This window comes from Bifidobacterium angulatum DSM 20098 = JCM 7096, assembly GCF_001025155.1.
GTDB lineage: Bacteria > Actinomycetota > Actinomycetes > Actinomycetales > Bifidobacteriaceae > Bifidobacterium > Bifidobacterium angulatum.
Genome location: NZ_AP012322.1, coordinates 1,425,912 through 1,441,029 on the forward strand (window position 1 = coordinate 1,425,912; position 15,118 = coordinate 1,441,029).

The 15,118-nt window shown below is 63.3% G+C and carries 8 protein-coding genes; 6 read left to right on the forward strand and 2 right to left on the reverse strand.

What is annotated here, in order from left to right; translation table 11 throughout:
• The first annotated feature begins 21 nt into the window (after positions 1-21).
• A complete protein-coding gene (locus BBAG_RS05800) occupies positions 22-945 on the forward strand; it encodes a cation diffusion facilitator family transporter (protein WP_003826926.1) in 924 nt (307 codons plus the stop codon).
• A 316-nt stretch (positions 946-1,261) separates the two neighbouring features.
• Here the strand turns inward: BBAG_RS05800 and BBAG_RS05805 are convergent, their stop codons facing one another.
• Positions 1,262-2,224, reverse strand: a complete 963-nt coding sequence (locus BBAG_RS05805; protein ID WP_003826927.1) for an L-lactate dehydrogenase — start codon at positions 2,222-2,224, stop codon at positions 1,262-1,264.
• 141 nt (positions 2,225-2,365) lie between these two features.
• Positions 2,366-3,886, reverse strand: a complete 1,521-nt coding sequence (hflX, locus tag BBAG_RS05810) for a GTPase HflX (RefSeq protein WP_407921665.1) — start codon at positions 3,884-3,886, stop codon at positions 2,366-2,368.
• Between the two features lie 268 nt (positions 3,887-4,154).
• On the opposite strand from hflX, the gene BBAG_RS05815 reads away from it, so the two are divergent.
• The 5 genes from BBAG_RS05815 to BBAG_RS05835 all read left to right on the forward strand — a co-directional run bounded on the left by BBAG_RS05815 (position 4,155) and on the right by BBAG_RS05835 (position 15,113).
• Positions 4,155-4,790, forward strand: a complete 636-nt coding sequence (locus BBAG_RS05815) for a class I SAM-dependent methyltransferase (RefSeq protein WP_003826929.1) — start codon at positions 4,155-4,157, stop codon at positions 4,788-4,790.
• A gap of 84 nt (positions 4,791-4,874) precedes the next feature.
• Positions 4,875-8,915: an ATP-dependent RNA helicase HrpA gene (hrpA, locus tag BBAG_RS05820; RefSeq protein WP_033508437.1), complete on the forward strand. Its 4,041-nt coding sequence runs from the start codon at positions 4,875-4,877 to the stop codon at positions 8,913-8,915.
• Between the two features lie 165 nt (positions 8,916-9,080).
• The gene (purT, locus tag BBAG_RS05825) at positions 9,081-10,376 is read left to right on the forward strand and encodes a formate-dependent phosphoribosylglycinamide formyltransferase (RefSeq protein WP_003826931.1); all 1,296 of its coding nucleotides are present in this window, start codon (positions 9,081-9,083) and stop codon (positions 10,374-10,376) included.
• A gap of 136 nt (positions 10,377-10,512) precedes the next feature.
• Complete coding sequence (gene purC, locus BBAG_RS05830; RefSeq protein ID WP_003826932.1) at positions 10,513-11,265, forward strand: phosphoribosylaminoimidazolesuccinocarboxamide synthase; 753 nt, start codon at positions 10,513-10,515, stop codon at positions 11,263-11,265.
• Between the two features lie 113 nt (positions 11,266-11,378).
• Positions 11,379-15,113 carry a phosphoribosylformylglycinamidine synthase gene (locus tag BBAG_RS05835; RefSeq protein ID WP_003826933.1) on the forward strand — a complete coding sequence of 1,245 codons (3,735 nt, stop codon included), beginning with the start codon at positions 11,379-11,381 and terminating at the stop codon, positions 15,111-15,113.
• Positions 15,114-15,118: the final 5 nt, after the last annotated feature.

The window sequence follows — 15,118 nt, forward strand, 5'->3', positions numbered from 1 at the left end:
GCTTTGCCGAAAGGACAAATCATGGCGCATACGCATACCGCCTCCCATGTCGAGGGGAATCAGCAACGGCTGATGGCGACATTGGCCGTCACCGTCACCGTGTTCATCGTCGAGGTCGTGGCGGCGTTCATCACCGATTCGTTGGCGCTGCTCACCGACGCCGGGCATATGCTCACTGATGTTTCCGTACTGGCCGCCTCGACCATCACCGCCATACTGATGCGCCGCAAACCCAACAGCACCCGCACCTGGGGTTGGGCAAGGCTTGAGGTCATCACCGCCGCATGCGGTGCGCTGGTGCTGCTGTTCGTGGGCATCTACGCGCTGTTCGAGGCATGCATGCGACTGTTCGGCGATTCCGAAACGGCGATCAGCGATGTTCGGCTTCTGCTGTTCGTCGGCATATTGGGGCTGGTGGCCAACATCGTCTCCATCACCATTCTTTCCTCGCAGCGCGGCGACAATATGAATATGAAGGCCGCGTTCCTTGAAGTGATGAACGACGCACTGGGTTCGGTAGCCGTGGTCGCATCCGCCCTGGTCATGCTCACAACCGGCTGGGATAAGTTCGACGCGATCGCGGGCGGCATCATCGCACTGATGATGATCCCCCGCGCAATCAAACTGCTGCACAACGCCGTCCGTGTACTGCTGGAGGAGACCCCGCAGGGGCTGGATCTCGATGAGGTGCGCAAGCATCTGGAATCGGTGCCGCGCGTAGTCGCCGTGCATGATCTGCACGCCAGCACCGTCTCGACGGGTCTACCGATTCTGATGGCGCATGTGGTGGTGGAGAACGGCCTGACCATGGAGGATGGCGCTGCCATTCTCAAGCAGCTGCAGGACTGCCTGCGCGAGCATTTCCCCGTGTCCGTGCCGCACACCACCTTCCAGCTCGAGCCGGAGGGCTACGACTCCCCCTCCGCCGGCGAGATGCATCGCTGATCGGCTGCTCAGCAAACCGGCGCGCCTTGCACAAGCCGCATGCAAGGCGCGCTCATCAGCGATACCCGGCAAACCGCATCCTATGCCCGACCGTTCGCCACGTTACTGCGCCACGGCCGATCAGTTCCCTGCGTTCAGCAGCAACCGTCCCGATATCGCCCCACGCCGCGAAACAGCATGGCATGCGACGGGTGCGGATACAACGCGACGGAACAATGGCAGAGCACAACAAAAAGCCGCTGAAATACACGAAACGGGACGCCACACTGGGTGGCATCCCGTTTCGTGTTATCGTAAAGCCCTTTCAGGGAATGAATCAGAAGCCGAACTGGGCGGCGGTCTGCTTCAGGGTCTCCGCGGAACGGTTCAGAGCGGCAAGTTCGCGATCGGACACCGGGGTGTTGATGGCGGTGTTGACGCCGGAACGGTTCAGCAGGGTCGGCACAGACATGCACACGTCGGAGATGCCGTGGAAGTCGTGCAGCATGGAGCTCACCGGCAGAATGCGGTTGGAGTCCTTGAGCACGGCCTCGATGATATCGACGCCGGACATGCCGATGGCGTAGTTGGTGGCGCCCTTGCCGTTGATGATCTTGTAGGCGGCGTTCTTGACGTCCTGGTGGATCTGCTCACGAACCTCGGCGTCGAGCGGCTTGCGGCCGGGCAGCGGGGTCCAATCGCACATCGGAACGCCACCGATGGTGGCGGAAGCCCACAGCGGGACCTCGGAATCGCCGTGCTCGCCGGCGATGTAGGCGTGGACGTTCTTGACGTTGACGCCGGTCTGCTGTGCGATCAGGAAGCGCAGACGCGCGGAATCCAGGTTGGTGCCGGAACCGAAGACCTGGTTTGCCGGCAGGCCGGAGATCTTCTGGGCAACGTGGGTCGCGATATCGACCGGATTGGTGATGAGCATGTAGATGGCGTTCGGAGCGACCTTGACGAGATTCGGGATGATCGACTGCAGAATCTTGATGGTGGCGCCGACCAGCTCGAGACGGGACTGTCCCGGCTTCTGGCGCGGACCTGCGGTGATGACGATCATATCGGCGTCGCGGCAAATCTCAGGATCGTCGGAACCGTCGATGGACACGGTCGGGTAGAAGCTGGAGCCGTGCTGCATATCGAGCACTTCGGCCTCCACGCGCTCCTTGGCGATATCTTCGAGCACGATCTCGCGGGCAACGCCACGCTGGGCGGCTGCGAAGGCGAGGGTGGAACCGACTGCGCCGGCACCGATAACAGCAAGCTTCGTGGGCTTGATAAGCGATTCTGCCATGTTTATACCTCTCTTAGAGAGATGCGCCGGTTGGGCGCATCATTTCTCACAACATCACTTCAACAGTACTCACATAACCTGACACTGGCAGCGCTCACATCGGTCACGTGTCTACCAGCAGCGCCATGGAGCAGCCGGCCGTCAGTCGATTGCGGCCGCGACGATCTGCGCGGATAGACGGTCGTCCACGTCGGCCGACACGCGCACGCCATCATCCAGCCATTGCACATCCTGGACATGCCCGTATTCGCGGATCTGAGAGAGCAACGCACCCGCCGAATACGGCAGCAGCGCCTCCACATGCACCCCCGGCGTGGGCAGCAGCGCCTCGACGGCCTCCCGCAACTGCCGCACGCCGTCGCCGGAATAGGCGGAGACGATATGCGCGTCCGGTTCGAGCGCGGCAAGACGCTCCAACGTCGTTTCATCGCACAGGTCGGCCTTGTTGAAGGCCAGGATGCGAGGAATGGCGGCGGTGCCCTCGATGTCCGCGAGAATCTCGTTGACCGCGTCGATCTGAGAGAACGGGTCGGGATGCGAGGCATCCACGACATGCAGAATCACGTCGGCTTCGGCCACCTCCTCCAGCGTCGATTTGAACGCTTCGACCAACTGCGTGGGCAATCTGCGTACAAAACCGACCGTGTCCACATACGCGTAAAGCCGCCCGTCACCGGCCTTGGTGCGTCGCACTGCGGTGTCAAGCGTGGCGAACAACGCGTTCTCCACCAGCTCGCCCGATCCCGTCAAGCGGTTCGTCAACGACGACTTGCCCGCATTGGTGTAGCCGACCACGGCGATGGTGGGCAGACCGTATCTGCGGCGCGACCCGCGCTTGACCTCGCGGGCCGGGGCCATCTGCGCGATCTGCTTCTTCAACCGTGCGATGCGCGTACGAATCACGCGACGGTCCATTTCGATCTGCGTCTCGCCCGGGCCTCGCGATCCGATGCCGCCGTTCTGCCCGGCCGCCTGACCGCCCGCCTGACGGGACAGGGAACCGCCCCAGCCGCGCAGACGCGGAAGCATGTATTCGAGCTGAGCCAGCTCCACCTGGGCCTTGCCCTCACGCGATGTGGCATGCTGGGCGAAAATGTCGAGGATCACGGCGGTACGGTCCACCACCTTCACCTTGGCGGCGTCCTCCAGACCTCGACGCTGGCTTGGCGGCAGGTCGTCGTCGACCACGATGGTGTCGGCCTCCTCGCGTGCCACGATGTCGGCGATCTCCTTCGCCTTGCCGGACCCGACATATGTGGCGGCGTCGGGCCTTGAACGATGCTGCAGCAGACCATCGCACACTTCGGCACCGGCGGTCTGCGCCAATGCGGCCAATTCTCGCAGCGACTCCTCGGCCTTGGCCTGCGTGGTCACGGCGCTCGACCACACGCCCACCAGCACCACGCGCTCCAGGCGCACCTTGCGGTATTCGACTTCGGTGATGTCCTGCAGCTCGCCCAGACCGGCAACGCGCTTGAGCTGGTTGCGTGATTCACGTTCGGCCCACTCCTCGCTGCCGGAAGGATCGAAATCCACGCCATGCGTGCCGTTGTCGAGCAGCACCTCGGAGGATTCGGCGAGTACGTTCGCGTCGAATCGGCCCGACTCGCCGTCTGCCGCGTCGGCGGTGCCGGTAATGTCGATATTGTCGCTCAGAGTCAATGCCACCTCGTTCTTATATTCTCTTTCGGCCACGCTCCCTATGCGCGGCGGGTCATCCGTCGTGCGCCGCCGGCCGTGCGCGACCACGCGAGGCACCATGCGGGCACGGTTCATTATTATCATCTTGTGAGGTGACAGGCCAGCCTTCGTCCACTTCGCCGTCAGCGAATCATCGACGGATGGGGAAGAACGGCCTACTGCCGCGACACGGCATGGACGAACATCAGACGACAATCGGCGAACAGCCGCAGAAAGGCCCGGATCAATCATGGCGGAACAGTATTTTTCGGCCGACCCCTCATCAAAGGACGTACGGCGTACCCTGCACGTGCAGTTGCGCGGGCATGACACCGAAGTCGAGGTATCGAACGGGGTCTTTTCCGGATCCCGTCTCGACCTGGGCACTTCGGTGCTGCTCAAGCAGGCGCCGGAGCCGCCCGAGCATGGCAACCTGCTCGACCTGGGCTGCGGATGGGGGCCGATCGCGTTGTCTTTGGCCATGGCTTCGCCGGAGGCGAACGTCTGGGCGTTGGATGTGAACGAACGCGCCTTGGAACTGACGGCGTTGAACGCCAAGCGCAACGGCTGCGGGAACGTGCGCACCGTGCGCACCGACGCCGACGCACTGCCGGTCGAACCGGATGCGATCAGCCCCGACCTGACCTTCGATGCGATCTGGTCGAATCCGCCGATCCGCATCGGCAAGGAGGCGCTGCACACGCTGCTGATGAACTGGCTGCCGCGCCTGTCGGATACCGGCACGGCATACCTGGTGGTGCAGAAGAATCTGGGCGCCGACTCGCTGATCGACTGGCTGTCCAACGAACTGGGCGACGGGTATGCGGTATCGAAATACCATAGCGCCAAGGGCTTCCGCGTGATCGAGGTATCCCGCACGGCCTGATTACCCGCCAAGACATACGCCAACATAGGCGAGCCGTTCAACCAGCCGCCGTTTCACAACCAATCGTTCAAGCTAAGGATGCTGATGAAATTCGTTTATCCACCAGAGTTGCCGGTTTCGGCCGCACGCGACGACATCGCGCAGGCCGTACGTTCAAGCCAGGTGGTCATCGTTTCCGGCCAGACGGGTTCCGGCAAGACCACGCAGCTGCCGAAGATCCTGCTGGAGCTCGGGCGCGGCTCGCATGGCCGCCAGATCGTGCACACGCAGCCTCGCCGTATCGCCGCACGCACCGTAGCCGAACGCATCGCCGCCGAAATGGGAGTACGACTGGGCGACGAAATCGGCTATCAGGTGCGTTTCACCGACGATACGTCCAAGGCCACGCGGCTCAGGGTCGTTACCGACGGCATTCTGCTGGCGCAGATCCAACGCGACCCGAAGCTCAGCGCCTACGACACCATCGTGATCGACGAGGCGCACGAACGAAGCCTGAACATCGATTTCCTTCTCGGCTATCTGACCGCATTGCTGCCCCAACGCCGCGACCTGAAGCTCATCATCACGTCGGCGACCATCGATTCGGTGAAGTTCCAGCAGCATTTCGAGCATGCCCTGCACACCAAAGTGCCAGTGATCGAAGTGTCGGGACGCACCTACCCCGTGCAGATCGTGTACGAACCGCTGGGCGCGGCACCGGCGCTTATGCATGACGTGCCCGGCTTCGCACGCGGCGTGGACCCTGGCAGCGACGAATACGGCACCGAGGACAGCGCCGGCGAGACCGACATGCCCACCGCCGTGGCGCGCGCCTGCAGCGAGCTCATCATCCATTCCAGCCATGAGCGCGGCGCACGCGACATTCTCGTCTTCGCCTCCGGCGAGCGCGACATCCACGAGTTCGAGGCCGCATTGCGCCATCATCTTGGCCCGCGCGCCGAGGATATGCGCCGCCCGGACGCCATTGAGATCATGCCGTTGTTCGCACGTCTTTCCGCGGCCGACCAGCACAAGGTGTTCGAGTCGCACACGCATCAGCGTATTGTGATCGCCACGAATGTGGCCGAGACCTCGCTGACCGTGCCGGGCATCCGTTATGTGGTCGATCCGGGCACGGCGCGCATCTCCCGGTATTCCAAGACGGCGAAGGTGCAGCGTCTGCCGATCGAGCCGATCAGCCAAGCCAGCGCCGATCAGCGTTCGGGCCGATGCGGCCGTGTGGCGGACGGCATTGCGATCCGACTGTATAGCCGTGAGGATTATGAGACGCGCCCGCGGTTCACCGACCCTGAGATTCTGCGCACTTCGCTGGGTGCTGTGGTGTTGCATATGCTCAGCGTGGGCGTGGCGCGTACGGCCAGCGACGTGACCGATTTCGGGTTCATCGACCCGCCTGATATGAAGGCGGTGTCCGACGGTTTCAACGAGCTGACCGAGCTTAAGGCCGTGGCCCGCAGGCACGGCGAGGTGACGCTGACGCATATCGGCCGCCAGCTGGCGCGTATTCCGATCGACGTGCGTTTGGGCCGTATGGTGATCGAGGCCGCACGCTCCACCTCCCCCAACACGCTTGCCGCGGTGCTGGTCATCGTGGCGTTCCTGAGCCTGCAGGATCCGCGCGAACGCCCGGAGGAGCATCGCGAGGAGGCCGACCGCATCCATAACCGGTATGCCGACCCGACCAGCGATTTCCTGACCGCGCTTAATATCTGGGATCGCGTGTTCCAAGCCGATGGCGAGCCAAGCAACAACGCACTGCGCCGCATCTGCAAAACCGAGTATTTCAGTTGGCTGCGCATGCGCCAGTGGAAGGATCTGGTCGCGCAGCTGCGTCAGATGTGCCGCGAGATGAAGTTCAAGGTGGGCGACCCGCTGCCGAGTTCACGCGCCGGTCTGGAGATCCGCCAGCTGCCGTTGAACCAGCAGGCGGCGCATAGCCTGTGCTGTTCGTGGGATGCCGAAGGCATTCACAAATCCATGCTTTCCGGACTGCTGTCCATGATGGGCATGCAGGTGGTGCGCGAACCGAAGGCTTCCGATTTCGCCGGGTTGAAGGGCGCGGCCAAGGCGAAGGCCATCAAACGTGCGCAGAAGATGGCGAAGAACGACTATCAGGGTGCCCGCGGCACGCATTTCGCCCTGTTCCCCGCATCCGCGGTGGCCAAGTCGACGCCGAGCTGGGTGATGAGCACCGAACTGGTGGAGACCTCGCGCCTGTGGGCGCGGTATTGCGCCGCGATCGATCCGGCGTGGGCCGAGCCCCTGGCCGGTTCGCTCACCCGCGTCACGTATGCCGAACCGCATTGGTCGGGCTCGCGCGGCTCGGCGGTGGCGAGCGCGAAGGTGCTGCTGTACGGCCTGCCGATCGTGCAGGACCGCAAGGTGCTGTGGGGGCGTATCAATCCTCCGGAGGCACGCGATTTTCTGATTCGCCAGGGTCTGGTCGAGGGCGATATCCAGCAGCGGTTCAGCTATGACGATTTCGTGCGCAGGAACCTGCGTATTCTTGAGGATGCCGCGGATGATGCGAATCGTACGCGCCAGATCGCGCAGACCATTACGGACGAGGACCTGTTCGACTTCTACAACCGTGTCATCCCGCAGGATATAACCTCGCTGGCCGCGTTGGCGAAGTGGTGGAAGACGAATCACGACGCCGATCCGACACTGCTTGACTTCGATCCGGACAAGGTGGAGCGTCTGAGCGAAACCGATTCGGTGAGCCTGGACGATTATCCGGATCGTTGGCATACGCGCGGCACGGACGGTCAGCCCATCGACCTGCGCCTGTCGTACATCTACGATCCGACCAGTCCCGACGATGGCGTCACCGTGCATGTGCCGTTGAAGGCGTTGGGGCGTATCACCTCCGACCAGTTCACATGGAATGTGCCAGGCCTGATGGATGAGCTGCTGCTCGCCATGATCAAGGCCCTGCCCAAGCAGCTGCGCGTGCAGTTCGTGCCGGCGCCCGATGCCGCGCGCAAGATCCGCGCGTGGATCGACGAACAGTACCCGAATCTGCCGGGCACCGCGTTGGACGTGGACTGTCCCGATCTGGCGCACGCGTTCACGCAGGCGGCCATCGCCACGGTCGGCGCGCAGATCCACCCCGAGGTGCTGGGCAAGGAGCTCACCGACCGTCTTTCGCCGTACCTGCGTATGACATTCGCCGTGGAGCAGCCTGTCGGCGGCGGGCGCAATGCGTCCGGTCACGGCAGACGCAACCCACGCCGGCAGGCGAAGGTGCTGGGCAAGTCCAAGGATCTGAAGGCGCTGCAGGTCAAATTCGCGCAGGAGGCCGAGGAATCGGCACGCCGCATGGTCAAGAAGCAGGCCGACAAGGCTGCCGACCAAGGCAAGATCGTGCAGCAGGCGAATCTGCTGCACCGTTCCGGCGCCACCACCGAATCCCGCGCTTCGATGCTGTGGCATGGTGCACTCGACGCGCTGCGCCTGCCTGACGAGCGCATCTCCTCACGCTGGCTGGGCACCGAAGCGCTGATGCTCGCATCCGCTCCTTACCAGTCCACCAAGGAGCTGGCGCAGGATCTGCAGTTGGCCGCGGTCAAACGTCTGCTGCCGCAGGTGGACAGGCTCAAGGACGACGAAGCGCTGGCCAACGCCGTACTCGACGTGCGCGAGGTCTACGAGGACACGGTCTACGACGTATCCCACGATGTGATCGCGATTCTCAAACGGTATGCGGAAGTCGATAAGGCCGTGAGCGGCAAGGCCGACCTGCCGATGCTGTCGGTGCTGCAGTCGATCCGCGAACACATCGCCACACTCGTGTTCCCGGGATTCATCGGGCAGACGCCGCCCGAATCGCTCAAATCCGTGGAACGCTACCTGCACGCCGACCTGATGAGACTCGCCAAGGCGAAAAACGACAAGAACCGCGACGTGCGCTGGGCTTGGGAGGCGGATGAAGCCAAACAGCTCGTCGACAAGGCCCTGGCCAAAGCGAAAGCAGAACCGGCCGGACCGCGCCATGAGGAACTCATACGCAAAGCCGTCAACGCACGCTGGATGCTCGAAGAGTTCTACGTAAGCCTGTGGGCGCAGGAACTCGGCACCCCCAAGCCAGCAAGCCTCAACCGCATCAAGAAAGCGCTCGCCTAGAACACCTGCAACAGCCCGCAAACGCATGCGAAGGCTGTGCCGCCCCCGGCCAACACCCGGCCGACCGGCACAGCCTTCCATACGCGCCACACCATCCCCGACCCCACATCCCATCCAGCCACACCCCCTATCTAGCTATCTAGCGCAAGTGACACAATATGGGGCATGACAGATTCCACCTCCGTACAACGCAGTATCAACCGTCCCCTAGGCACGCCTCTAGGCAAGCAGCCAACCCGCGTGCTCTTCCTCGGATCCGGCGAACTCGGCAAGGAAGTCACCATCGAACTCATGCGCCTCGGCGCCTGGGTATGCGCCGCCGACTCCTATGCCGGAGCCCCCGCACAGCAGGTGGCCCACGAAGCCCGCATGCTCGACATGGCCGACCCCCAGCAGCTCAAAGTCCTCTTCGACGACATCAAACCTGACATCATCGTGCCGGAAGTGGAAGCCATCGCCACCCAAGTACTCGCACAAGCCGCCGCCAACGGCGCACAAGTCGTGCCAAGCGCCGAAATCGCAGCCATCTGCATGGACCGCGAACGCCTGCGCGTCCTCGCCCACGAAGAACTCGGCCTGCCCACCACCCCCTACCGCTTCGCCGGAACACTCGAAGAACTACGCGCAGGAGCCAACGAAGTCGGCTACCCCTGCGTCGTCAAACCAATCATGAGCTCCTCCGGCCACGGCCAGTCCATCGTCCGCACCCCCGACGCCATCGACGCCGCATGGACCGAAGCCCAGGAAGGCCGCCGCGCACACGACGAAGGCGACATCTCCCGCGTCATCGTCGAAGCGCTCGCACCGCTGGAACGCGAGCTGACCGTGCTCACCGTCAGCTCCAGCGCAGGCATCGTCACCTGCACACCCATCGGTCAGCGTCAGGAATCCGGCGACTACCGCGAATCCTGGCAGACCCACGAACCAGCCAACCAAGTCGACCCCGGCAGGGCCGACGAAACCGCACGCGCCCAGCACATCGCCAAAACCGCCGTCGAAGGACTCGTCGCCAAAGCACGCCAATCCGGAGAAACCGGCTGGGGCGTCTTCGGCGTCGAACTCTTCGTACTCACCGACGGCTCCATCCTGTTCAACGAGGTCTCGCCCCGCCCGCACGACACCGGCATGGTCACCATGATCTCCCAGCGCCTCAGCGAATTCGCACTGCATGCCCGCGCCATCCTTGGCCTGCCCGTCACCCCCGAACACGTTGCCCTCGCCATCCCCGAAGGCACCACTGCCGCAAGCCATGCCATCGTGGTCGAAGGCGACGGCCAGGTCACATTCGGCAACACCGCGCAGGCGCTCGTCGAGCCCGGAACCGATCTGCGCATCTTCGCCAAGCCCGAAGTGCACGGCCACCGCCGCATGGCCGTAGCGCTAGCCATTGGAGCCGACGAGTCCGATGCCCGCGCCAAGGCCGCGCATGTAGCCGATTCGCTCGACATCCGGGTCATCTGACGGCCTGTTCGCACTCGCGCCCGCACCCCCGTCCATAAACACCACGGGAGGCTGCGCAATGTAGCCTCCCGTTGGTATCTTGTAACCGTCAAGTTCACCAAACTATCTACCTCCCATACACCAGGAAAGGCGAGTAATGGAGAAGTTGGAAAAGCTCTACGAGGGCAAAGCCAAGCAACTGTACGCAACTGACGATCCGGAGGTGCTCTGGGTCGAATATAAGAACTCCGCTACCGCAGGTGACGGCGAGAAGAAGGAAGATTTCGCCGGCAAGGGCAGGCTGAACAACCTCATCACCACGCTGATCTTCGACCTGCTGAAGAAGCGCGGCATCGACAGCCATCTGGTGGCCCGCGTGGGCGACACCTCCCAGCTGGTCAAGAAGGTCACCATGTTCCCGCTCGAAATCGTGCTGCGCAACACCGCGGCCGGCCACTTCTGCTCCCGTCTGGGCGTCAAGGAAGGCATCGAGCTCAAGGAGCCGGTGCTCGAATACTTCCTGAAGAACGACGATCTGCACGATCCGTTCGTGAACGACGACGATCTGGTGGCGCTCGACGTGTGCACCCGCGAGGATCTGGCCGAAATCGCGCCGCTCGCACGCCGCATCAACGAGGCCCTGATCGAGATCTTCGCCAAGATCGACGTCAAGCTCGTGGACTTCAAGATCGAGATGGGCCGTACCTCCGACGGCACGCTGCTGCTCGCCGATGAGATCACCCCGGATTCCTGCCGCCTGTGGGATCAGCGCGACCATTCCGGCAAGGTCGAGCATCTCGATAAGGATCTGTTCCGCCGCGACCTGGGCGACATCATCCCCGCCTACGAGGAGATCGAAAGCCGCCTGGCCGAGCTCGCCAAGTCCGAAGGCATCGAAGTCGCCGAATGACGCACGTACAGCCCGCATCCGCAGTCTCTGCTCGGATGCGGGCTTCGTTGTTTCACCATCGTTTTCACATCAACCCGTTACATTGTTAGAGCCCTTTTCAAGGAGTTGACCTTATGGTTTTTCGCGTATACGTGGAAAAGAAGCCGGGCTTCGACGTCGAGGCGCAGCAGCTCGCCAATGAGCTCACGACCATCCTCGGCATCAAAGCTCTGAAGAACGTTCGTCTTGTCAACCGTTACGACGTGGAAGGCATCAGCGAGGAGCTGTTCGCCCAGGCTACGCCGACCGTGTTCAGCGAACCGCAGGTGGATAACGTCTCCGCCGATTTGCCTGATTTCGGCGACGCAACCGTATTCGCCGTGGAATACCTGCCCGGCCAGTTCGACCAGCGCGCGGATTCCGCCAGCGAATGCATCCAGCTGATCTCGCAGGGCGAGCGCCCGACCGTGCGTTCCGCCAAGGTGTATGCGCTGGAAGGCGAGCTCTCCGAAGCCGATGTCGAGGCCATCAAGCATTACGTGATCAACCCGGTGGAGGCGCGTGAGGCCTCGCTGGATGTGAAGACCACGCTCAAGACCCAGGTGCCGGTTCCCGGCAAGGTGGAGGTCATCAGCGGCTTCCGCACCATGAGCGACGCCGAGCTCGAACAATTCATCGAGGATCGCGGTCTGGCCATGGATCTGGCCGATCTGCAGTTCTGCCGCGAGCATTTCACCGAGGAACAGCGCGATCCGACGATCACCGAGATCAAGGTGATCGACACCTATTGGTCCGATCATTGCCGCCACACCACGTTCGGCACGCAGCTCGATGAGGTCGCAATCGATGACGCCGCGGTCAAGGCCGCGTTCGACAAGTATCTTGAGATGCGCCACGAGCTGGGCCGCGACGCCAAGCCGGTGTGTCTGATGGATATGGGCACGATCGGCGCGAAGTGGCTCAAGAAGAACGGCATTCTGAAGAACCTCGACGAATCCGAGGAGATCAACGCCTGCACCGTCAAGGTGAAGGTGGATGTGAACGGCCACGACGAGGACTGGCTGTTCCTGTTCAAGAACGAAACGCACAACCACCCCACCGAGATCGAACCGTTCGGCGGCGCAGCCACCTGCATCGGCGGCTGCATCCGCGACCCGCTGTCCGGCCGTTCCTACGTGTACCAGGCCATGCGCGTGACCGGCGCCGCCGATCCGACCGTGCCGGTGTCCGAGACGCTTGAGGGCAAGCTCCCCCAGCGCAAGCTCGTCACCACCGCCGCAGCCGGCTACTCCTCCTACGGCAACCAGATCGGCCTGGCCACCGGTCAGGTGGACGAGATCTACCACCCCGGCTATGTGGCCAAGCGCATGGAGGTCGGTGCGGTTGTGGCCGCGACCCCGGCCGATCATGTACGCCGCGAAACCCCGGCTCCGGGCGACAAGGTCATCCTGCTCGGCGGTCGTACCGGCCGTGACGGCATCGGCGGCGCTACCGGCGCGTCCAAGGCGCATAACGTCGAATCCCTGGAGCTTGATGGCGCCGAGGTGCAGAAGGGCAACGCTCCGGTGGAGCGTAAGCTGCAGCGTCTGTTCCGTCGTGGCGACGCATGCCGTCTGATCAAGCGCTGCAACGATTTCGGCGCCGGTGGCGTGTCCGTGGCGGTCGGCGAGCTGGCCGACGGCCTGTACGTGGACCTCAACAAGGTGTCGAAGAAGTACGAGGGTCTGGACGGCACCGAACTGGCGATTTCCGAATCCCAGGAGCGCATGGCCGTGGACGTGGCCGCCGAGGATGCGGACGAGTTCCTGGGCTACGCCAAGGAGGAGAACCTCGAGGCCGAGGTCATCGCGACCGTGACCGAAGAGCCGCGCATGACGATGGTATGGAACGGCGACACGATCGTGGATCTGTCCCGCGAGTTCCTCGCCTCCAACGGCGCTCCAAAGCATCAGGTGGTGCATGTCGAGGCGCAGCACGGCTACGCCACCCCGTGGAAGACCGGCACGCTCGCCGAACGCATGCACACCATGCTCACCGATCTGAACGTGGCCTCCAACAAGGGACTTTCCGAACGCTTCGACTCCACCATCGGCGCGGGCACCGTGCTCATGCCGTTCGGCGGGCGTAAGCAGCTGACCCCGAACATGGCCATGGTGGCCAAGCTGCCGGTGTTCGGCGAGACCACCACCGCCTCCGCGATGGCTTGGGGCTTCAACCCGTACATCATGGAGCAGAACCAGTTCACGGGCGCCTACCTGTCCGTGGTCGAGTCGCTCTCGAAGCTGGTCGCTGCCGGTTTTGAGCATGAGAAGGCATACCTGAGCTTCCAGGAGTACTTCGAGAAGCTGCGCGACGAGCCGGAACGCTGGGGCAAGCCGATGGCCGCCGTGCTGGGTGCTTTGATGGCTCAGGTGGATCTGGGCGCTGGCGCGATCGGCGGCAAGGATTCCATGTCCGGCACCTTCGAACAGCTTGACGTTCCGCCGACCCTGATCTCCTTCGCTGTGGCCGTAGGCAACATGAAGCGCGCCACCTCCCCCGAGTTCAAGGGCGCCGGCCACCGTGTGGTCCGCATCGCCCCGCGCTATAACGCCGATGGTCTCACGCCGGATAAGGACGCGCTGCTGGAAGTGTTCTCCGCGGTCGAGGAACTCACCGACTTCGGCGATGCGCTGGCCGTGTCCACGCCGGGCTACGGTGCGACCGCCGAGGCTATCTTCAAGATGACGGTCGGCAACCAGATCGGCGTGAAGCTGGCCGATGGCATCAGCGTGGACGACCTGTTCGCCCCGGCCTATGGTTCCTTCATCATCGAACTTGCCGACAACGCGAAGGTTCCGGCCGTATCCAACCTGGTTGAGGTCAGTGAGGTCGGCGAGACCACCGAGGCCTACCAGTTCGTGGCAGCCGGTGAGACGCTGGATCTGGCCGAGCTGCAGGACGCTTGGGAGGGCGGCATCGAATCCGTGTTCCCGTACCGATCCAAGGGCGACGAAAAGGGCAAGACCGTTGAGACCGTGTCCTTCAATGCGCCGAAGAAGACCGTGTACACCGGCACCGGCGTCGCCAAGCCGCATGTGATCATCCCCGTGTTCCCCGGCAACAACTGCGAATACGATTCCGCAGCCGCCTTCGAGCGCGCGGGAGCCGACGTGAGCACGCTCATCGTGAACAACCTCACCCCCGCCGCCGTGGCCGAATCCACCAACGCGTTGGTCGAGGAAATCAAGAAGAGCCAGATCATCATGATCCCCGGCGGCTTCTCCGGCGGCGACGAGCCGGACGGCTCCGCCAAGTTCATCACCGCGTTCTTCCGTGCCCCGGCTGTGACCGAGGCCGTGCGCGACCTGCTGAACAACCGCGATGGCCTGATGCTCGGCATCTGCAATGGTTTCCAGGCGCTCATCAAGCTCGGCCTAGTGCCGTACGGCGACATCGTGCCGATGACCGCCGAATGCCCGACGCTGACGTTCAACACCATCGGCCGCCACCAGAGCCGTCTGGTGCGCACCCGCGTGGCCTCGAACCTCTCCCCGTGGCTGGCGAAGACCGAGGTGGGCGACATGCACACCATCGCCATCTCCCACGGCGAAGGCCGTTTCGTGGCTTCCGACGATGTGCTCGCCCAGCTCAAGGCCAATGGCCAGATCGCCACGCAGTACGTGGACGAGGCCGGTGTGCCGGGCATGGACCTGAGCGTGAACCCGAACGGTTCACTGCTGGCCATCGAAGGCATCACCAGCCCGGACGGCCGTGTGTTCGGCAAGATGGGCCACTCCGAGCGTTACAGCAACGGCACGTTCGTGAATGTGCCCGGCGAGAAGGATCAGCCGCTGTTCGCAGCCGGCGTGGAGTACTTCACCGCCTGACAGTG

Bases quoted from the DNA above. Each gene is read 5' to 3' on its own strand.
- BBAG_RS05800 (WP_003826926.1), top strand. From the start codon at position 22: ATGGCGCATACGCATACCGCCTCCCATGTCGAGGGGAATCAGCAACGG.
- BBAG_RS05805 (WP_003826927.1), bottom strand. From the start codon at position 2,224: ATGGCAGAATCGCTTATCAAGCCCACGAAGCTTGCTGTTATCGGTGCC.
- BBAG_RS05815 (WP_003826929.1), top strand. From the start codon at position 4,155: ATGGCGGAACAGTATTTTTCGGCCGACCCCTCATCAAAGGACGTACGG.
- hrpA (WP_033508437.1), top strand. From the start codon at position 4,875: ATGAAATTCGTTTATCCACCAGAGTTGCCGGTTTCGGCCGCACGCGAC.
- purT (WP_003826931.1), top strand. From the start codon at position 9,081: ATGACAGATTCCACCTCCGTACAACGCAGTATCAACCGTCCCCTAGGC.
- purC (WP_003826932.1), top strand. From the start codon at position 10,513: ATGGAGAAGTTGGAAAAGCTCTACGAGGGCAAAGCCAAGCAACTGTAC.
- BBAG_RS05835 (WP_003826933.1), top strand. From the start codon at position 11,379: ATGGTTTTTCGCGTATACGTGGAAAAGAAGCCGGGCTTCGACGTCGAG.